General features: G+C 73.4%; 15 protein-coding genes. 11 read left to right on the top strand and 4 right to left on the bottom strand.

Features of this window, described 5'->3' with window-relative positions; all coding sequences use genetic code 11:
* The first annotated feature begins 101 nt into the window (after nucleotides 1-101).
* Nucleotides 102-1667: a serine/threonine-protein kinase gene (locus ACX9I7_RS11430; protein WP_459387231.1), complete on the top strand. Its 1566-nt coding sequence runs from the start codon at nucleotides 102-104 to the stop codon at nucleotides 1665-1667.
* A gap of 327 nt (nucleotides 1668-1994) precedes the next feature.
* Nucleotides 1995-4598, top strand: a complete 2604-nt coding sequence (locus ACX9I7_RS11425; RefSeq protein WP_459387230.1) for a protein kinase — start codon at nucleotides 1995-1997, stop codon at nucleotides 4596-4598.
* Between the two features lie 100 nt (nucleotides 4599-4698).
* On the opposite strand, the gene ACX9I7_RS11420 is transcribed toward ACX9I7_RS11425, so the two are convergent.
* The gene (locus ACX9I7_RS11420; protein ID WP_459387229.1) at nucleotides 4699-6294 is read right to left on the bottom strand and encodes a class I adenylate-forming enzyme family protein; all 1596 of its coding nucleotides are present in this window, start codon (nucleotides 6292-6294) and stop codon (nucleotides 4699-4701) included.
* A 132-nt stretch (nucleotides 6295-6426) separates the two neighbouring features.
* Here ACX9I7_RS11420 and ACX9I7_RS11415 point away from each other — a divergent pair, with 132 nt between their 5' ends.
* From ACX9I7_RS11415 to ACX9I7_RS11400, 4 genes are all read left to right on the top strand, one after another.
* Nucleotides 6427-7656: an amidohydrolase family protein gene (locus tag ACX9I7_RS11415; protein ID WP_387568992.1), complete on the top strand. Its 1230-nt coding sequence runs from the start codon at nucleotides 6427-6429 to the stop codon at nucleotides 7654-7656.
* A 5-nt stretch (nucleotides 7657-7661) separates the two neighbouring features.
* A complete protein-coding gene (locus ACX9I7_RS11410; RefSeq protein WP_459387228.1) occupies nucleotides 7662-8831 on the top strand; it encodes an acyl-CoA dehydrogenase family protein in 1170 nt (389 codons plus the stop codon).
* Between the two features lie 9 nt (nucleotides 8832-8840).
* Nucleotides 8841-9884, top strand: a complete 1044-nt coding sequence (locus ACX9I7_RS11405; protein WP_459387227.1) for an acyl-CoA dehydrogenase family protein — start codon at nucleotides 8841-8843, stop codon at nucleotides 9882-9884.
* 423 nt (nucleotides 9885-10307) lie between these two features.
* A complete protein-coding gene (locus ACX9I7_RS11400; RefSeq protein ID WP_459387226.1) occupies nucleotides 10308-10787 on the top strand; it encodes an ATP-binding protein in 480 nt (159 codons plus the stop codon).
* A 256-nt stretch (nucleotides 10788-11043) separates the two neighbouring features.
* Here ACX9I7_RS11400 and ACX9I7_RS11395 read toward each other — a convergent pair whose 3' ends face one another.
* On the bottom strand, nucleotides 11044-11970 hold the full coding sequence (locus ACX9I7_RS11395; protein ID WP_459387225.1) for a cyclase family protein: 927 nt from the start codon (nucleotides 11968-11970) through the stop codon (nucleotides 11044-11046).
* Nucleotides 11971-12091: 121 nt separating this feature from the next.
* Between ACX9I7_RS11395 and ACX9I7_RS11390 the strand changes: the two genes are divergently transcribed.
* From ACX9I7_RS11390 to ACX9I7_RS11370, 5 genes are all read left to right on the top strand, one after another.
* A complete protein-coding gene (locus tag ACX9I7_RS11390; RefSeq protein WP_459387224.1) occupies nucleotides 12092-13003 on the top strand; it encodes an SDR family NAD(P)-dependent oxidoreductase in 912 nt (303 codons plus the stop codon).
* Between the two features lie 33 nt (nucleotides 13004-13036).
* Nucleotides 13037-14224: an acyl-CoA dehydrogenase family protein gene (locus ACX9I7_RS11385; RefSeq protein ID WP_459387223.1), complete on the top strand. Its 1188-nt coding sequence runs from the start codon at nucleotides 13037-13039 to the stop codon at nucleotides 14222-14224.
* Nucleotides 14221-15684, top strand: coding sequence for an aldehyde dehydrogenase family protein (locus ACX9I7_RS11380; RefSeq protein ID WP_459387222.1), 1464 nt, complete (start codon nucleotides 14221-14223; stop codon nucleotides 15682-15684). Before ACX9I7_RS11385 ends, ACX9I7_RS11380 begins: the two co-directional genes overlap by 4 nt.
* A 27-nt stretch (nucleotides 15685-15711) precedes the next feature.
* A complete protein-coding gene (locus tag ACX9I7_RS11375) occupies nucleotides 15712-16785 on the top strand; it encodes a Zn-dependent alcohol dehydrogenase (RefSeq protein ID WP_387568970.1) in 1074 nt (357 codons plus the stop codon).
* Nucleotides 16786-16948: 163 nt separating this feature from the next.
* Entirely contained in the window at nucleotides 16949-17980 is a 1032-nt protein-coding gene (locus ACX9I7_RS11370; RefSeq protein WP_387568967.1) for a hypothetical protein, read from the top strand.
* Nucleotides 17981-18011: 31 nt separating this feature from the next.
* Here ACX9I7_RS11370 and ACX9I7_RS11365 read toward each other — a convergent pair whose 3' ends face one another.
* Both ACX9I7_RS11365 and ACX9I7_RS11360 read right to left on the bottom strand, forming a co-directional pair.
* Nucleotides 18012-18689 carry a flavin reductase family protein gene (locus ACX9I7_RS11365; RefSeq protein ID WP_387568965.1) on the bottom strand — a complete coding sequence of 226 codons (678 nt, stop codon included), beginning with the start codon at nucleotides 18687-18689 and terminating at the stop codon, nucleotides 18012-18014.
* Nucleotides 18690-18747: 58 nt separating this feature from the next.
* Entirely contained in the window at nucleotides 18748-19623 is an 876-nt protein-coding gene (locus ACX9I7_RS11360) for an enoyl-CoA hydratase/isomerase family protein (protein WP_189454668.1), read from the bottom strand.
* Between the last annotated feature and the right edge of the window lie 63 nt (nucleotides 19624-19686).

Raw genomic sequence — 19686 nt, 5'->3', positions numbered from 1 at the left:
CAGGGCTCTCGGACCCTGGCCTTCCGCTGGTCCGCGGATGAGAGACAATGGTCCCTCTGCCAGGGTCGGTTGGTCGCAGAGCTGATTGCCAGAGGGGACGCATGTCGGAGGCGGAGCAGACGCAGGGCACGGCAGGGCGCCTCCTCGCCGGGCGATACCGCCTCGGGGACGTCCTCGGGCGCGGTGGCATGGGCACGGTCTGGCGGGCGACGGACGAGACCCTGGGCCGCGTGGTCGCGGTCAAGGAGCTGCGCTTCCCGTCCAACATCGACGAGGACGAGAAGCGCCGCCTGATCACGCGCACGCTGCGCGAGGCCAAGGCCATCGCCCGGATCCGCAGCGCCGGCGCGGTCACCGTCTACGACGTCGTCCACGAGGACGACCGTCCGTGGATCGTCATGGAGCTCATCGAAGGCCGCTCGCTCGCCGACGTCATCCGCGAGGACGGGCCGCTGAAGTGGCGCCGGGCCGCCGAGGTCGGGCTCGCCGTCCTCGACGTGCTGCGCGCCGCGCACCGCGAGGGCATCCTCCACCGCGACGTGAAGCCCTCCAACGTCCTCATCGCGGACGACGGCCGTGTCGTCCTCACCGACTTCGGCATCGCGCAGGTCGAGGGCGACCCGTCGGTCACCTCGACGGGCATGCTCGTCGGCGCCCCCTCGTACATATCCCCCGAGCGCGCCCGCGGCCAGAAGCCCGGCCCGCCCGCCGACCTGTGGTCGCTCGGCGGCCTGCTGTACGCGGCCGTCGAGGGCGCCCCGCCGTACGACAAGGGGTCCGCGATCGCGACCCTCACGGCCGTCATGACCGAGCCCCTGGGGCCGCCGCGCAACGCCGGCCCGCTGGCGGAGGTCATGTACGGGCTGCTGGCCAAGGACCCGCAGAAGCGCCTGGACGAGGCGGGGGCGCGGGCGTTGCTGACGGACGCCGTCAACGCCCCGGACGAGCGGCTGCCCAAGCCGCCCGAGCCCCAGCCCGACCTGGAGGCCACCCAGGCCATCGCCGTGCCGTCCATACCGGAGAAGCCGGTCCGCGCGGCGGCTCCGGCGCGGCCGAAGAAGGAGCGCGGCGGGTACGGCTACGACGACGGCCGGTCGTCCGCGTCGGCGTCCCGGGGCCCGGCTTCTTCGGGGCCGACGGGATCCTCGGCCGCCGCGTCCTCCTCGTCGTCCCGCGCGTCCTCCGCCGGAGCGGGTTCGCGTTCCTCGTCGGCGCCGTCCTCCCGGGCCGGAGGCTTGTCCGGTGGGGCGTCCGGCTCGCCGTCCGTGCCGTCGCGGGGCGCCTTCCGGCCCCTGCGGGACGCGGACACGGGCTCGTCCGTCACCGCCGAGCCCGAGGGCGCCGGGCAGCCCGTCAGGCTGCGGGTCGGCAGCGTCGCCGCCGGCGCCAGGGGCGCCCGCGACGCCCGTGGCACGACCTACGGCCGCGCCTCGCTCATGGACATCGTGCCGCGTCGCGTGCTGCTCGTCGCCGCGGTCGTGGTCGTCCTCGCCGTCATCGGCACGGTGATCGCCATCGCCGTGAGCGGCGGCAAGGACGACAGCGGCAAGGACGGTTCGTCCACGAAGCACAAGAAGGCCGCGATCGTCTCGACCGCACCGGTGTACACCGCCCCGGACGGCCACGGTGGCCGGGGCGGCCGGGACGGCTTCTCGCGCGCGAACTGACGCGCGCCGGCGCGCGCGTCGCCGTGTGACGCCGTGTGACGCCGTGTGAGCTCCCGGGACGGGAGGGACACGCGCGCATACCGGGCCGGACTGGTGGGGACGTACTGAGCCGTACGCGCCCTAAGGGGCGGGTTCGGCACGTATCGTGAGTCGTCGTGGACCGTACGCAGTCGCGATACGCCGCAAGGCACCGCTGAACGACCGGTTCTGACTGCCGGTCGGCGCACCGGGGTGCCTCGGGTCGGGGTGCCTCGGTGGGCCTCGGGGTGTGTCGAGGGGTGTCGGGGGCGGCCGTGCGACGGCGGATCGCACGAGTGGGGAGGCGTCGTGGACGACTACGCGGGCCGGGTGCTCGCCGACCGTTACCGTCTGCCGTTGCCCCCGTCCGAGGCGTTCGAGCTCGTGGAGACCCGGGCGTTCGACACCTACAGCGGCCAGGAGGTCCTGGTCCGGCAGGTCCCGCTGCCGGAGGTCGTGGAGGCGGAGGTCCTGGACGGACCCCACGGCCCGGGCGCCGCCCGGGGCCCGGCCGGGCCGGCGACCGGAGGCACGGGGGCGCGGCGTACGCCCTCGGGGCCCGGCGACCCGGCGGTGCGCCGCGCGCTGGTGGCCGCCACCGCCGCCGCGCAGATCCCGGACCACCCCCGGCTCGACCAGGTCTTCCACGTCTTCGCCGAGGCGGGCAGCCTCTGGATCGTCAGCGAGCTCGTCTCCGCCCGCCCGCTGGCCGCCCTGCTCGCCGAGCGCACGCTCTCCCCGCACCGCGCGGCCGAGGTGGCCGCCGACGTCCTCACGGCCTTGCGCGCCCTCCACGCCCAGGGCTGGACCCACCGCAACATCACCGCCCGGACCGTCCTCATCTGCGACGACGGCCGTGCCATCCTCACCGGCCTCGCCGCGGGCGCGGCCGAGGAGGCGCTGTGCGGCTACGACCCGGTCCCGGAGACGGCGGCCCGGGGAGAGCGGCCGCGCCCCTCGCCGTACGGGCCGGGGAGCGGAGCTCCCGGCGGCCCGGGCCCGCGCGCCGGGGGCGTCCCCCGGCAGGGCGGCGGCGCCGCGACGGGTGGTACGACGGGCGGTACCGCGTCCTCGGGCGCCGCCGAGCCCCACGGCGCGGGGGGCGAGCCGGACGAGGCCCGGAACGCCCGTGCGGCCCGCTCCGGTGCGATCGCCGCCTACCACGCGGCAGCCCGCGCCGCCGCGCGCGCGGCGGCCGAAGGCGCCGCCCGCCCGGCCGCCGGCGCCTCCACCTGGGGCGGCGGCAACGCGTCCAGCGGCAGCGCCCCCGCCCCGGGGGCCACCCGTCCCTGGACCCCGGACGGCCTGGTGCGCGGCGCGGCGGGTGCCGGTGGGACGAGTGCCGGTGGCGCGCGCGGTCCTGGGATGCCGGGGCAGGGCGGGCGGCCCGGCGTATCCGCCCAAGGCAAGCCCGGCGCGCCGGGCCGGAGTGCTCAGCCCGGCGTATCCGCTCAGGGTGGGGCCGCCGCGCCAGGGCAGGGTGTGCAGGGTCAGGGCGGGCCCGCCAACGGTTCGTCGCCGGCCTCGCCGGGGCGGTCCTCGAACGGCTGGGGGCACCCCAAGGGTCCGGCCGACGCGCTCGCCGCCGAGCGCGCCCGGCAGGCGCGGATGGTCGTGGTGGGCGCCGTCACCGAGCGTTGGGCGCCCGAACAGGCCTGGCCGGTGCAGGAGAACTGGCAGCTCGCGCCCCCCGTCGGCCCCGCCGCCGACCTGTGGGCCCTGGGCGCCCTGCTCTTCCGCGTCGTCCAGGGCCACGCGCCCTACCCCGAGGAGAGCACGGCCGAGCTCGTCCAGGTCGTCTGCGCGGAACCGCCCGCGTACGCCGAGGAGTGCGGCGCGCTGCGCCCGGTCGTCGAGTCGCTGATGCGGAAGGATCCCGCCGAGCGGCCCGAGTTCGAGGAGCTCCGCGGCTGGCTCCGTTCGCTGATCCGGTCGGCCCCGGAGCCCGAGCTCGGCAGCCGGACCGTCACCGTCCCGTCGATCGGGGCCCCCGCCCCCGGCGATCCGCGTCGGCTTCCGGTCGTCCGCCGACGCGGCGAGCTGGTCCGAGGGCGGCGCGTCCGCGCGTCCGCCCGGGGCGCTGCGGCCGCCCAGGCCCCGGAGAACGCCCACGGGCGGCACAAGCGGACGGCGGCCGAGCGGCGCGGGGAGCCGCCCCGCGCGCAGGAGAGGAGCGGCCTCCACACCACGGGCCATCTGCGGGAGGAGCGCGTGCCCGCGACGGCCTCCCCGCTGCGGCTGGGCAGGCTGCTGCTCGGCCTGATCCTGCTCGCCCTCGTCGGGGCCGTGCTGTACGCGGTGCTGTTCATGCCGCGCGCGGAGGAGGGCACAGGGCGCGCTCCGGCGGACCGCACGGGCGCGGCCGGTGCCCTGAGCGCCGCGCCGGGCGGCTCCGCCCCCGCCGGTACGGCGGGCCGAGCCTCCACCGACGGTGTCGGTGCGGGTGCCGGTTCCGGTGCCGCGAAGGGCTTCGCCCTGCGCAAGGACGCCAAGGGCTTCGCCGTGGCCGTCGCCGAGGACTGGCAGCGGCGCGGCGAGAACGCGCGCGGCCAGGTCGTCTACGCCGGCGGGGACTACGAGCTGATCGTGGTGCCGGGCCGGGACACGGTGGCCGAGTTCGGCGGCGACCCCATGGCCTACCAGCAGGACAAGGAGCCCGAACTGGCCCCGTACCGTGCCTCGTCCTGGTCGGGCTCCTCCGGCCTGCGGCGCGTCGACGTCGGCGGGACGGCGACGGCGGAGGGCACGTTCCACTGGAACGACAGCGGCGGCCGCCAGATCTACGTGCGCAACGCCGCGATGATCCTGGGCGACCGCTATCACCTGCTCCAGGTGCGCGGTCCGATGGACGAGCAGCGGTCGGTGGACACCTTCTTCGACCAGGCCATGGCCACGTACCGGGCCTCCGGCTGACCACGCGACGGACGTGGGCCCGGGGCCGGGCTCGGACCCAGACCCGGGCGCGGGCTCGGGCTCGGACGGGACTCGGGCCTGGGCTCGGGCTCGGCGTCGCTCAGTCGGCGAAGCGCTCGCGCAGCGTCTTCTTGAGGACCTTGTGCAGGGTGTCGTCGCGGGGCAGCGCGTCGACGAGCTCCAACTGCTCGGGCAGTTTGTGCACGGCCAGTCCGGCGGCGCGCAGATGGGCCGTGACGGCTTCGAGGGTCAGCGGCCGGGCTCCCGCCGGCTGCTGGACGACGGCGCAGACGCGTTCCCCGCGCAGCGCGTCGGGCAGACCGATGACGGCGGCGTCCTCGACGCCCGGGTGGTCGTGGAGGAACCCCTCGACCTCCTGGGCCGAGATGTTCTCGCCCTTGCGGATGATGATGTCCTTCACCCGGCCGGTGAGCACGAGGTGGCCGTCCTCGGTGAGCCGGCCGAGGTCCCCGGTGCGGAGGAAGCCGTCCTCGTCGAACGCCTCGGCCGTCTGCGCCGGGTCGAGGTAGCCCCGGCAGACGGCCTCGCCGCGCAGCCGTACCTCCCCGTCCGCACCGGTGGGTACGGGCGCGCCGTCCCGGCCGACGACCCGGACCTCCATGCCGGCGGCCGGTCGTCCCTCCGTGGCGGCCAGCTTCTCCTCGGGGTCGTCCGGGCACCCCATGGTGATCATCGGTGCCTCGGTCATCCCGTAGCCGTGGGCTAGCCGGCAGCCCAGTTCGCGGACCACGTCGTGGTGGAGCGCGGGCGGCCGGGACGCCCCGCCGCCGGCCATGAGCCGGAGCGTGGGGAGCAGCCTGCGGGCGGGGTTCTTGCGCTGCTCGGCGAGGAACATCGCGTAGAACGCGGTCGAGCCGCCCGCCACGGTGACACCGTGGCGCCGGTAGGCGGCGAGCGAACCGGGCAGCGAGAAGTGCTCCACGAGCAGCGCCGGGAAGCCACGCAGGAGCAGTGCGACGGTGTATTCGGGCCCGGCCACGTGCGCGTAGGGGAAGGCCATGGAGCCGACGTCGTCGGGGGTGAGCCGGAGCGCGTCGGCGAGGCAGGCGCCGGCGGCGACGAGGGCGCGGTCCGTGTGGAGGACGCCCTTGGGGCCCGCCGTGGTGCCGGACGTCCAGAAGATCCAGCGGACGGCCGTGCCGTCGGCCGGAGGGGGCGGGAGGATCGCCGGATCGGCCTCGGGGAGGGCGTCGTGGGCCAGGAACACCAGGGGCGGCGTGGGCAGCGTCAGGGCGACGCGGTGGGCCATCGGTGTGTGGTCGAAGCCCCGCCACAGCCCGGGGACGGCGAAGTACTCGGCTCCGGCGGACCTGAGCGCGTGCCCGACCTCGTGGTCTCGGCAGGCGGGTACGAGGGGGCTCTGGACGGCGCCCAGCCGGGCCAGCGCGAAGGCCAGGACGACGGTTTCGACGCGGGTGGGCAGCTGCCAGGCGATCCGGCTCCCGGGGCCCACGCCGAAGGTGTGGAGCCAGGCGGCGACGCGCTCGGCGCGGGAGCGCAGCCCGCCGAAGGTCACCCGCCGGTCGCCGCCGGGCGCCCCGTCCCGTGCCTCCCGCGCGGGCTCGTCGGCCTGGACGAGCGCGAGGGCGTCCGGGGTGAGCTCCGCGCGGCGCTCCAGGAGCTCCCAGAGCGTGCGGGAGGCCGCCAGTTCCCGGGCGTCGGTGCCGTTCCGCATGAGAGCGCCTCTCGACCTGACGGTATGTCATACCAGGGCCGGAGCGTAGGCGGTCGCGCCTTGTCGGTCCAGGGGGCGAGGGCTAGCCTCCTAGTGAACTGACGGAGTGTCAGATTTGGCGAAGGGGCACCCATGGAGCTGCCGCGCATCGTCAGCGTCGACGACCATGTGATCGAGCCGGCCCATCTCTTCGAGACCTGGCTGCCGGCGAAGTACCGCGACCGTGGCCCGCGCTCCCTGACCGCCGGGATCGGGGAGCTGGAGTACGTCGGGGGCACCTACCGCGTCACCATGGACCCGGACGGGCCCCCTACCGACTGGTGGGTCTACGAGGGCCTCCGCTTCCCGTACAAGCGCGTCATCGCGGCCGTCGGTTTCTCACGGGACGAGATGACCCTGGAGGGCATCACGCGGGAGGAGATGCGCCGGGGGTGCTGGGACCCGAAGGCGCGGCTGGCGGACATGGACCTGGGGCACGTCGAGGCGTCCCTGTGCTTCCCGACCTTCCCGCGCTTCTGCGGCCAGACCTTCGCGGAGGCCCAGGACAAGGAGGTCGCGCTGGCCTGTGTGCGGGCCTACAACGACTGGATGGTCGAGGAGTGGTGCGGCGACAGCGGCGGCCGGCTGATCCCGCTGTGCCTGATCCCGCTGTGGGACGTGGAACTTGCCGTGGCCGAGATCCGGCGCAACGCGGCGCGCGGCGTCCGGGCCGTGACCTTCAGCGAGATCCCGACGTACCTCGGCCTGCCGTCGATCCACTCCGGCTACTGGGACCCGTTCTTCGCCGCCTGCGAGGAGACGGGGACGGTGGTGTGCATGCACATCGGGTCCTCCTCCCAGATGCCCGCCGCCTCCCCCGACGCGCCCCCGGCCGTCCAGGCCACTCTGTCCTTCAACAACGCCATGGCCTCGATGTCGGACTTCCTCTTCAGCGGCGTCCTCGTCCGCTTCCCCCGCCTGAGACTCGCCTACAGCGAAGGGCAGATGGGCTGGATCCCCTACGCCCTGGAACGCGCCGACGACGTCTGGCGCGAACACCGCGCCTGGGGCGGCGTTCGCGACCTGATCCCCGAGCCACCGTCGATGTACTACTACCGGCAGATCTACTGCTGCTTCTTCCGCGACAAACACGGCATCGACTCACTCGACACGGTCGGCCGCGACAACGCCACCTTCGAGACCGACTACCCCCACGTGGATTCGACGTGGCCGCACACGAAGGAAGTGGCTCTCGACCACGTGCGGGGCCTCGACGAGGAGACCGTCCGCAAACTGATGCGCGGCAACGCCATCCGCATGCTCGGTCTTGACCTCGACCTCGGTCCCGACCCCGACCTCGACCTCGACAAACCGGGGGGCTGAGCCCGGTGGACCTCGACCGCACCGCCGAAGAGGAGGAGTTCCGCCGGGGGCTCCGCGCCTGGCTGGACGCGACGCTGCCCAAGCTGCCCCCCAAGCCGTCACCGGACGACTGGCCCGCCCGCCGCGCCTACGACTGCGCCTGGCAACGGGCGCTGTACGACGCCGGATACGCCGGCCTGCACTGGCCCGCCGACGCCGGCGGCCGTGGCGCCCTACCCGGCAAGCACCTGATCTTCCTGGAGGAGACCGAACGGGCGGGCGCCCCCTATGTCGGCGCCAACTTCGTCGGCCTCCTCCACGCGGGCCCCACCATCGCGACCGAGGGGACCGCCGCCCAGCGCGCCCGGTGGCTCCCGCCCATCCTGCGCGGCGAGGAGGTGTGGTGCCAGGGCTTCTCGGAGCCGGACGCCGGTTCCGACCTGGCCTCCCTGCGCACCCGCGCGGTCCGTGACGGCGACGCCTATGTCGTCACCGGCAGCAAGATCTGGACCTCGCACGCCGAGGTCGCCGACTGGTGCGAACTGCTCGTCCGCACCGGCCCTCCGGACTCCGGCCGCCGGGGCCTGACCTGGCTCGCCCTGCGCATGGACGCCCCCGGGGTGACGGTCCGCCCGCTGCGGACCCTCGCCGGGTCGGCGGAGTTCGCCGAGGTGTTCCTCGACGGGGCGCGCGTGCCGCTCTCCCATCGCGTCGGCGCCGAGAACGACGGCTGGCGCGTCACCATGATCACGCTCTCCTACGAGCGCGGCACCGCCTTCGCGGGTGAAGTCGTCGCCTGCCGCCGCACCCTCGTGCGGCTGGCCCGTGAGGCACGGGAGAACGGGCGCTGGGACGACCCCGCCCTACGGCGCCGACTCGGCCGCCTCAACGCCGAATTCGGCGCGCTGTGGCGGCTCGTCCAGTGGAATACGAGCGAGGCGGAAGCGGCGCTGCGCGCGGGCGGCGACGGGGTGCCCGGTGCCGGTGCCTCCGTCTTCAAGCTGCGCTATTCCCACGCACGACAGGAGCTCTACGACGCGGCCGCCGATGTTCTGGGGCCGCTCGCCCTGGACGCCGATCACGAGTGGACCACCGGGCGCCTCACGTCCCTCGCCTACACCATCGCCGCCGGTACCTCCCAGATCCAGCGGAACATCATCGCCGAGCGCGTCCTCGGCCTTCCCAAGGGGCGGTGACCCAAGGGCATGGACTTCCGGCCGAGCCATGACCAACGCGCGCTGATCGCGGGAATGCGGACACTTCTGTCGGCGCGATTCCCCCGGGAGAAACTCCGGGAGGCCGCCGATGCCCAAGTGCCGGAAGCCACTCTCGACCGGTCACTGTGGCGGGAGTTGGGCAAGTGCGGATTCTTCTCCCTGAGACTCGCGGAGAAAGACGGTGGAGCCGGCCTGGGCCTGCCCGAGTCGGTGTTCCTCTTCGAGGAGGCGGGCCGCCATCTGCTCCCCGGTCCGCTCGTCGCCACCCACTTGGCGGCCGGGCTGATCCCCGGCGTCGCCGAGGGCGAGACGGTCGTGACAGCCCTGGAGGGGCCCGGCATGGTCGAGCACCTCGCCATGGCCGATGTCGTGCTCGTCCTGGACGGCGACCGTGGCCGTCTCAGGGTGCTGGAGGTGACGGACGGTCACGGCCCGAGCGTCCTGACGGGCCGCCCAGTGCGGTCGGTGGACCCCACGACGCCCCTCCATCACGTGGTGTCGATGCCCGAGGGGACGCGGGCTTTGCCGGGCGCGGGCGGCGGAGGCGGCGGGCTCGCCGGGGATGATGTCGCTCGCCTCCTTCGGGAGGCGGCGCTGCTGACCGCGGCGCAGCAACTCGGGAGTGCGGGCCGGACTCTGGACATGGCCGTCTCCCACGCGAAGAACCGGAGACAGTTCGGGCGCCCGATCGGTGCCTTCCAAGCCGTGCAGCACCTGTGCGCGCAAATGCTCGCCCGTACGGAACTCGCACGCGTAAGCGTATATGCGGCGTCACTCAGGGCCACTGAAATCGATATCTCCGGAGCCCGGCTGCTGGCGGACGAGGCGGCCGTGCGGAATGCCCGCGACTGTTTGCAATTGCATGGCGGCATGGGCTTCACCTGGGAAGCGGATGTCCATCTCCACCTGAAGCGGGCCTGGCTGAGGCGGGCGCACTGGCGGCCGACCGAGGACGCCGAGGAGTCGCTGGCCCGGGCCCTGCTCGCCGCGCCGGGAGAATCGCCCGAAGAAAATCGCGAACCATTCGAATGACGCGGGGTAATCGGCCCCGGTCGAAATGCCGCCCTTGCCGCCCTGAATGATCACGCTGCGTCGATATCGAGTTGTGTTCTTCGCGTAACTCGTCACCGTATGGAGTCGCGCCGAGTTTCGGGTACTCTCCGTGAGATGCGAGTGGTTCAAGGGCGCAATAAATCCGGTCCCGCCGAAGAAGCGGTGCCGGGCGGGGAACCGCCCTTCGTCCTTGTCGGCCCGGAGGCGGGAACGCCCCGGTGTCCGAGCCCCTCAAGCGCGCGTCGCACAGTATGCAGTAGGCGCACTCCTTCGCGCCGGAATATGCCCGAAGCGCTTGTCGGGGTGACTGTAGGTCAACCATGCTTTCGCCGAAGGGGGTCACGCTGTGTGATCCCGTCAGGCAGCGAGGCGTTGTGTCCGCCGGTTCGGATGGTGTGAGCGGTGCAGGTGCTTCAGGTGCAGATCGAGGTGGGGGCCGACCCCTCGGAAGTGGGGCGGGCCCGTAGGTGGGCACGGTCGCGGCTCGCCGGGTGCGGGATAGGGCTCGACGAGCCCCTGGCCGAGACGCTGATCCTGCTGATCTCGGAGCTGGTCACCAACGCCGTGGTGCACACCGGCTGTCCGGCCGTCCTGCGGATGCTCCTGCCGGGCGCCGCGAGCCCCGCCGGACGGGCGTCGGGCGCCCGGCCCGGCACGGTCCGGGTCGAGGTGGCCGACATCAGCGCCCGGCCGCCGGCGCGGCGGTGGGCCGAGGGCGGTGACACGGGAGGCAGGGGTCTGGAGTTGGTGGACGGACTCGCCGACCGCTGGGGCTGGCAGCGCGAGGGCACCGGCAAGCGTGTCTGGTGCGAGGTCGACCGCGGCGGTCCCTGCTGGAGTAGTGCTTTCGAGCCACAACACGCCGCGACAAATCGGGCGTAGTCGACAAAGTCCAGACCAGGTGTTGACGTGAAGTGGTCACGTGATCACCCTTGGATGCAGCGATTCGTTGCGAGGGGACGTCGAGAGGTCCGGCTGTCCTGGGCTGCCTTGGCGAGTGCGGGTCGCGATCCGGCGCGACGACAGGGCTGAGGCGCCGGAGCTGGTTGGCGGCGCACGGTGCCGTGCTCGGGGTGCGCATCTGTGCGCCGCCGCCCACCCGTTGCCCCGGGAGCCTGCCCGCGCCCGGGCGCCGTCGTCAGAAGATCGCCACAGGCGCCACGGGCGTTCCCGTCCCGCCGACGAACGGCTCCGGCATGGCCGCCAGGAAGAAGGCGTAGCGCCGCTCTTCCGCGCACACGGCGGAGAGTTCCTCGAGATTCCAGTTCTGGCCCTGAGGCATCCCCATCTCCACCAGATCGAGCGCGTGTACGGGCATCCAGAGGTCCGTGATCTCCGGCGGGAAGATCTCGAACGTGAGGGTGTCATTGGCGACGGCGGCCACGTCGCGGGCGTGGAACCACTCGGGCGTGCGGATCGACAGACCGGGGGAGGGGTGGGCGTACGCGTGCTTGTCGCCGGCCAGGAACCGCTGGATCTGTCCAGTCCTGACGAGCACGATGTCGCCCGGCCGGACCGTGACCCGGGCCAGTTCCTCCGCCGCCTCCAGGTCCTCGGGCGTGACGGCGTGGCCGCCGTCGAGCCGGTCCACGCCCCTGGCGCGGGCGACGTCGAGCAGTACGCCGCGCGAGACGATGTGCCCGGCCTTCTCCACGCCGTTGAAGGCCGAGCGGCCCTGGGCGGTGATCGATTCCGCCGGGCGGCCGTTGTAGAGCTTCCCGTCGTGGGAGACGTGCGAGAGCCCGTCCCAGTGCGTGCCGGCCTGCAGCCCCATGGTCACGATGTCGTCGCTGGTGGCCACGGTGCCCGGCCCGAACAGCTCCACGTTGATCGCCACCATGGTGTGCAGCGGGTTGATCCTGCCGGGGATCACGCCCGTCTGGACGCCGTTCTGGTGCAGGGGCAGCGCGAGCGGTACCCGCCTGCCGACGGTCACGGTCGCGGCGGCCTCGCGCACCACCTCGTCGGTGATGAGGTTGAGCGTGCCTATCTCGTCACCCTCGCCCCAACGACCCCAGTTGTTAAGTCGCTTGGCCAGTTCGTAGAACTCGGACGGCAGCGGCATGGATGTCCTCCCGGATGGCGGCTGTGCGGCTCCGCCGCGGCTTCGGCCGCGGGGCTTGTGCTCGCGCCCGTGCTGCCCAAAAATCTAACGGACCGTCAGAAACTGCGGGAGGGGCCACACCGTGGGGAACTTCTTGGCAGGCAAGGTGATCGCCGTCACCGGCGCCGGACGGGGGATCGGTAGGGCCGTCGCCCTGGCCTGCGCCGCCGAGGGCGCCCGGGTCGTCGTCAACGACTACGGGGTGTCCGTGGCGGGCGAGGAGCCCTCGAGCGAGATCGCCACCGCCGTCGTCAAGGAGATCGAGGCCCTCGGAGGCGAGGCCACGGCCGTCGCGGACGACGTCTCCACCATGGCCGGAGGCGGGCGGATCGTGGACACGGCGACCGCCCGGTACGGCCGCCTCGACGGCGTCGTCTGCGGAGCGGGCATCCTCCGCGAGCGCATGATCTTCAATATGACCGAGGAGGAGTGGGACTCGGTCATCGCCACCCACCTGAAGGGCACCTTCACCGTCTTCCGCGCCGCCTCCGCCGTGATGCGCCGGCAGCGCTCCGGCACCCTCATCGGCTTCACCAGCGGCAACCACCAGGGAAGCGTGTCCCAGGCCAACTACGCCTCGGCCAAGGGCGGGATCATCTCCCTCGTCCGCAGCGCCGCCCTGGGGCTCCACAAGTACGGCGTCACCGCCAACTGCGTCGCGCCCGTGGCCCGCACCCGGATGTCCGCCGGCGTCCCCATGGAACTCAAGGAGATCGGCGAGCCCGAGGACGTGGCTCCCCTGGTCGTCTACCTGCTCGGCGACCGCGCCCGGGAGCAGGGCGTCACCGGCCAGGTCTACACCGTCGCCGGCCCCAAGATCGCCGTTTGGGCCCAGCCCCGCGAACTGCGCGCCGCCTACGCCGAGGGCCGCTGGACCCCCGAACGGATCGCCGAGGCCCTCCCGGAGACCATCGGCGTCGACCCGATGCCCCTGCTGGACCGGCTCCGGGACATGGCCGACGCGGCCGCCGCCGGCCGGCGCCCCAACGCGTGACGCGGCGGACCGCGCAGGGAGGGGCGTGACGCCATGGACTTCGCATTCGGGCCGGAGGACGAGGCCTTCCGTCAGGAGGCTCGCACCTGGCTGGCCGAGCACCTGCCCGGACACACGGCCCGGCACCAGGACGATGACGGCCACCCCGCGCCCGGCCGCGCGTGGGAACGCGAACTCGGCACCGGCGGCTGGATCGGCCTCGGCTGGAGCCCCCACCGCGGCACCCACGGCAACCGCACGGCCTCCCTGACCCGGCAGGTCGTCTGGGCCGAGGAGTACGCCCGCGCCGGAGCGCCCGCCCGCCTCGGCCACCTGGGCGAGAACCTCCTGGCGCCCACCCTCCTCGCCCACGGCGACGACGCCCAGTGCGCCCGCTTCCTCCCCGCCATCGCCCGGGGCGAGGAGATCTGGTGCCAGGGCTACAGCGAACCCGGCGCGGGCTCGGACCTCGCCGGTGTCCGGACCACCGCCACACGCGCCGACGGCGGACGCGTCTACCGGATCGACGGACAGAAGATCTGGACCTCCCTCGCCCACGAGGCCGACTGGTGCTTCGTCCTCGCACGCACCACCAAGGGCTCACGGCGCCACCACGGACTGTCCTTCCTCCTCGTGCCGATGGACCAGCCCGGCCGCGTCGAGGTCCGGCCGATCCGCCAGCTGACCGGGACCGCCGACTTCAACGAGGTGTTCTTCGACGGCGCCGAGGCCGGCGCCGAACACCTCGTCGGAGGGGAGGGCGACGGCTGGCGGATCGCCATGGGGCTCCTCGCCAGGGAACGCGGAGTGTCCACCCTCGTCCAGCAGATCGGCTTCGCGGCCGAACTGGCGCGAGTGGTCCGCCTGGCCCTGGAGACCGGCGCCGCAGAGGAGCCGGCGGTACGGGACCGGCTCGTACGGCAATGGGCCGAACTCCAGACCATGCGCTGGAACGCCCTGCGGACCCTGGGGGCCGCGGACACCCCCGGGGCGCCCAGCGTCGCCAAGCTGCTGTGGGGCGGCTGGCACCAGCGGCTCGGTGAACTGGCGATGCGAGTGCGCGGCGCCCCCGCCACCCTGGGGCCGGACCCCTGGAGCGCCGACAGCCCGTACCGGCTGGACACCCTGCAACGCCTGTTCCTCTTCAGTCGAGCCGACACCATCTACGGCGGCTCGGACGAGATCCAGCGCAACATCATCGCCGAGCGCGTACTCGGTCTGCCCAAGGAGGCACGGACATGACGGAGTACGGGCACTGGATCGCCGGCGCCTGGCGCGCGCCGGAAAAAGGGCACTATCCAGTTGTCAATCCGGCGACCGAGAAGGTCGTCGGGGAGGCCCCGGAGTCGACTCCCGCCGAAGTCGCCGACGCCGTGGCCGCCGCGCGGGCCGCGCAGGACGGCTGGTCCCGTACACGACCGCGCGAGCGCGCGGCCGTACTGGACCGGATCGCTGATCTGATCACCGAGCGGAGCGAGGAGCTCGCGCCCCTCCTCCAGGCCGAGACCGGCTCGACGACACGCGTCACCTCGGCCATGCAACTCCCCACCGCCTCCGAACGCTTCCACCGGTACGCGCGGGGCGCGACGGAACCGCACGTCGTCCCGCTCGCGCCGCGCCCCGTCAGGGCGAGCCCCCTCGCACCCGGCGGCCTGCTCGGCGCCGCCGCGGTGCGCCGCCCCGTGGGCGTCGTCGGCTGTATCACCTCCTACAACTTCCCTCTCGTCAATCTCGCGGGCAAGGTCGCGCCCGCCCTGGCCATGGGCAACGCGGTCGTCGCGAAGCCGGCGCCGCAGGACCCGCTCTGCTGCCTGGAGCTGGGCCCGTTGTGCCGCGAGGCCGGGCTTCCCGACGGGTTGTTCAACGTGGTCACCGGCTCGGGCGCGGGAGCCGGGGAGGCGCTCGTGGCGCACCCCGGCGTCGACATGATCAGCTTCACCGGTTCCAGCGCGGTGGGAAAGAAGATCGCCGAGGCCGCGGGGAGGTCGATGAAGCGCACCCTGATGGAGCTGGGCGGCAAGGGCGCGGCCATCGTCCTGGAGGACGCCGACGAGGCGGTGATCAAGTCGGCGGTCGGGGCGGTCGGTTCGGTCTGGTCCTTCCACAGTGGGCAGATCTGCACGGCGCCGACCCGACTGCTCGTCCACCGGTCGCTGTACGAGCGGGTCGTCGCCGGTCTCAGACATTACGCCGGGTCACTGATCGTCGGGGACCCTGTGGATAACTCCACGATCGTGGGCCCGTTGATCTCCGCCGAGCAGCGCGACCGCGTCGAGGCCCACATCGCCGGGGCCCGTGACCAGGGCGCCCGCATCGTCGTCGGCGGCACGCGCCCCGCCGTCCGCCCGGGCTTCTACGTCGCCCCCACCCTCATCACCGACGTCACCCCCGACATGGCCGTGGCCCGCGAGGAGATCTTCGGACCCGTCGTGGTCGTGCTCGTCTTCGACGACGAGGACGAGGCGGTCCGTATCGCCAACGGCACCGCGTACGGCCTCCACGACTACGTCTTCAGCGCCGACGCCGGCCGCGCCTGGGCCCTCGCCGCCCGGCTCCGCAGCGGGAACGTCGGCGTGAACACCGTCCAGCGACACCCCGAGACGCCCTTCGGCGGGTTCAAGGAGAGCGGGATCGGCCGCGACGGCGGCTCGTTCGCCCTCGACGCGTACAGCGAACTCCAGTCGGTCGTCTGGCCGTCCTGAGCCCTGCCCCGGAGAGGATCACCACTGATGAGAGGCGTCATCTTCGACGGCGAGCGGCCGCGTTTCGTCGACGACCTGGAGGTACGGGACCCGGGCCCCGGCGAGGTGCTCGTCGCCGTCGCCGCGGCCGGCCTCTGCCACAGCGATCTCGCGGTCGTCGACGGCACCATCCCGCATCCCCTCCCCGTGGTCCTCGGACACGAGGGTGCGGGCGTGGTCGAGGCCGTCGGACCGGGCGTCGCACACGTCTCACCCGGCGATCACGTCGCTCTGTCCACCTTGGCCTCCTGCGGCGCCTGCGCCGACTGCGACCGGGGGCGGCCGGCCATGTGCCGCGCCGCCTTCGGCAGGCCCGGCAGACCCTTCCGGCGGAACGGGGAGAAGCTGTTCCACTTCGCGGCCACGTCCGTCTTCGCCGAGCGGACGGTCGTCAAGGCCGTCCAGGCCGTCAGGATTCCCGACGACGTCCCGCTGGTCCCGGCGGCCCTCCTCGGCTGCGGGGTCCTGACCGGCGTCGGCGCGGTCCTCAACCGCGCCCGCGTGGGCCAGGGCGAGTCCGTCCTCGTCATCGGGGCGGGCGGGGTCGGCCTCAACGTGCTGCAGGGCGCCCGGATCGCCGGTGCCGCCCCGATCGTCGCCGTCGACGCCAATCCCGCGAAGGAGAAGACGGCCCGGCTCCTCGGCGCCACGCACTTCGTCCACGCCTCCGCCGGCCGCGACGTCCCCGCCGCCGTCCGGGAAGTCCTGCCAGCCGGAGCCGACCACGCCTTCGAATGCGTCGGCGACGTCCGGCTCGTCCGGCAAGCCGTGGACCTCCTCGGGCGGCACGGCCAGGCGGTCCTCCTGGGCGTGCCGCCCCTCGGCGCGGAGGCGTCGTTCCCGGTCTCGTCCCTCTATCTGGACAAGTCGATCCTGGGCTGCCGCTACGGCTCGTCCCGGCCGCAGCACGACATCGCGCTCTACGCCCGGCTGTACCGGGAGGGTCGCCTGATGCTCGACGAACTCGTCGGCCGGATCCATCCCGTCGAGGAGTTCGCGCAGGCCATGGACGACATGAACAACCATGCGGTGGCCCGGGGCGTCCTCTCCTTCGACCGGTGAGCCGGTCGTCCTCCATGTGATCCCCGTCGTGGGTCTTGCGCGGGCCGTCGCCTGAGTGTGGGGTTGGCCCGTGCCTTTCGTGCCGTTCAGGCCCGGATCCAGGGCAAGCCGGAACGGAACCTCGCGGCCTCTGGGGGAATCATTCTTGGAGAGAGGGGCTGACATGACACAGCAGGCTGAGCCGCACCCGATAGCGGAAGAGGCGCCGGACGAGGCGACGGACGCCGCGTCCGGGCCGTGCTGCGCAGCGCCGCACCGGGCGCCGCGCGACGACGGGTTCGGCGCCGCGTTCTGCGCCTCGATGGCCACGCTCTGCGCGGAGATCGTCGTCGCCGCGACGGCCGGTGTGCTCGTCCTTCTCTCCCGGGAGCACGACGGGCTCCCCAAGGGGCCCGTCCTGATCGCCGCCGTGGCCCTCGGCGCCCTGCTGCTGACCGTGCTGCTCAGCGGCTTCGTCACCGCCGCCGCCGTCATGCCCGCGCTGACGCTGGCGCGGCGGACGGCACGCGCCCGGAAGCGGAGCGACAGCGCGCTGTGGACCGCCGGGGCCGCGACCGCCGTCGCCGCGGCGGCCGTCGTCGTGTTCGGCGGCGTGGCCGCGCTCGGCAGCCTCTCCCTGGCGCGGCCGCTCAGCTACCCCATCTGGTGGGGGGCCCTCACGGTCGTCCTGGTGCCCGCCGCCTTGGCCGGCCGGGCGGCCGCCCGCAGGGTCCGTGAAAGCCGGTCCGGCAGCGTGGCTCGCCGGGTCACGCGTGACGGACTGCTGGCCTGGCTGGTCGTCGGCGCGCTCGGCGCCGGGGCGTACGGCACGGGGCTGGTGAGCGTGTACGAGCCGCCGCGCCTGACCAGGTCGGATCTCGCCGGCACCTGGACGGACGGCCGCGGCGGCACGGTCAAACTGGACTCGGACGGCAACGCGATCGCCGAGGGGCTCGACAACTTCATCTGGGACGGCACGGGCAAGGACCGGCCCAAGGACTGCGACGGCTCCGGCACCTGGACGCCGGTCAAGGACGGCGGCCGGGTACAGGGCGTCTCCATGCGGATCAGCTCCTGCGAGCTGTCCCGCGACTGGAGCGTCATCGGTACGGAGAAGGAGCCGCGGATCTTCCACGAGATCGGCAAGCCGGGCTCCGGCAAGCGCTATGTGCTGACGAAGGTGGTCAAGCACAAGAACAGGCACAGGGAGAAGTGACCGCAGGGGCGCGACCGGGCGGACGCGCCCGTCAGGGGCGGGACGCCCGCTCGTCGTACGTCCCGAACGCGTCGAAGGTGCCGAAGCCGCTCCGGTGGAACAGCAGGGGACCCGCGCTCGCCGCGTTCTCGTCCTCCCCCAGGGCCGCCACACGCCCCACGACGATGAGGTGGTCCCCGGCCGTGTGCACCGCGTGGATCACACAGTCGACCCAGGCGGGCACGCCCTCGATCCTGGGCGAACCGGTCGCCGGAGCGGGCGTGTGGGGAACTCCGGCGAACTTGTCGGCCGTTTGCGCGCCGCTCACCGCGAAACCTCGGCAGAGGGTTCCTTGCCCGGAGCCCAGGATGTTGACGCAGAAGACCCCCGCACGGGCCACGCGGGGCCAGGTCGTGGAAGTACGGCCCACCATGAAGACGACCAGGGGCGGGTCGAGGGACAGCGAGGCGAACGACTGACAGGCGAAGCCCGCCGGAGGCTCGCCGTCCGCTCCGGGCGCCGTGATCACGGTGACTCCGCTGGCGAAATGCCCCAGCACCGTCCGGAAGTCCTCCGTATGCGGCGGAGGAGGCTCGTCCGCTCGTACGGCCCGCAAGGCCGGGCGGGGGAGCGGGGGAAGGCGCGGGGCGGCCGGGGCGGGTGAGCCGGCCGATCGCAGATAGCGCAGGGCGACGTCCGCCATACCGGCGTGTCCCATCATGGCCCCCATTGAAACTGATGGCGTGTGAGATCGGTACCCCGTGTGGGGGAGCCGGCGGCCATGGCGGTCACCGCCCACGGAACGCGGGGCTCCGGCGTTCGAGGAAGGCGACGAGGCCCTCGGCCGCGTCCGCCGTCGTGGCGTTGATCTCCTGCGCGGCCGCCTCGGCGGCGAACGCCGTGCCGCGATCGGCGTCGAGCGAGGCGTTGACCAGCTGTTTCGTCAGGGCGAGGGCACGGGTCGGGCCGTCGGCGAGCCGCCGGGCCCACGCCCGTGCCATCTCGTCCAGCTCCTTGTCCGCGACGACGCGGTTGACCAGTCCGAAACGTTCCGCCTCGGTGGCGGAGAGCGCGTCGCCGAAGAACATCAGCTCCTTCGCCCGGCGCGGACCCACGAGGCGGGCCAGCAGATACGCGCCGCCGCCGTCGGGGACCAGCCCCCGGCGCACGAACACCTCGAGGAAACGGGCCGATTCCGCCGCCAGGACCAGGTCGCAGGCGAACGCGAGATGCGCGCCGAGCCCGGCGGCCGTGCCGTTCACGGCCGCGATCACGGGCTTCTCGCAGTCCAGCACCGCGCCGATGAGCCGCTGGGCGCCGTCCCGGATCGTCCGGGCCACATCGCCGGGGGCGCGGTCGGTGAGGGCCGTTCCCGGCACCGTCCGCAGGTCGGCGCCCGCGCAGAAACCCGGGCCGGTGCCGGTGAGGACCACGGCCCGGACGGCCGGGTCGGCCGAGGCCCGCGCGAAGTGGGAAATCAAGTGTTCGCGCTGGTCAGGGGTGATGGCGTTGAGGGCCTGGGGCCGGTTGAGGGTCAGCCACGCCACCCCGTTGTCAGTGGTGTGCAGTACCAATGACTCAGCGGATCCGGTGGACGCGGCGGACCCGTCCGGTTCGCCGCGTCCACCGGGCCCGGGAGATGTCTCACGGGGGGAGAGCGTCATGGGGGAGCTCCTTGTCCTACAGGCGGCCGGGCGCGGCCCGGCCGCGCGGAGTGCGGCGGCGGT

The organism is Streptomyces sp. L500 (genome assembly GCF_054551825.1).
The sequence above is the reverse complement of the archived record's forward strand: the minus strand, read 5'-3'. Positions and strand labels throughout refer to the sequence as shown.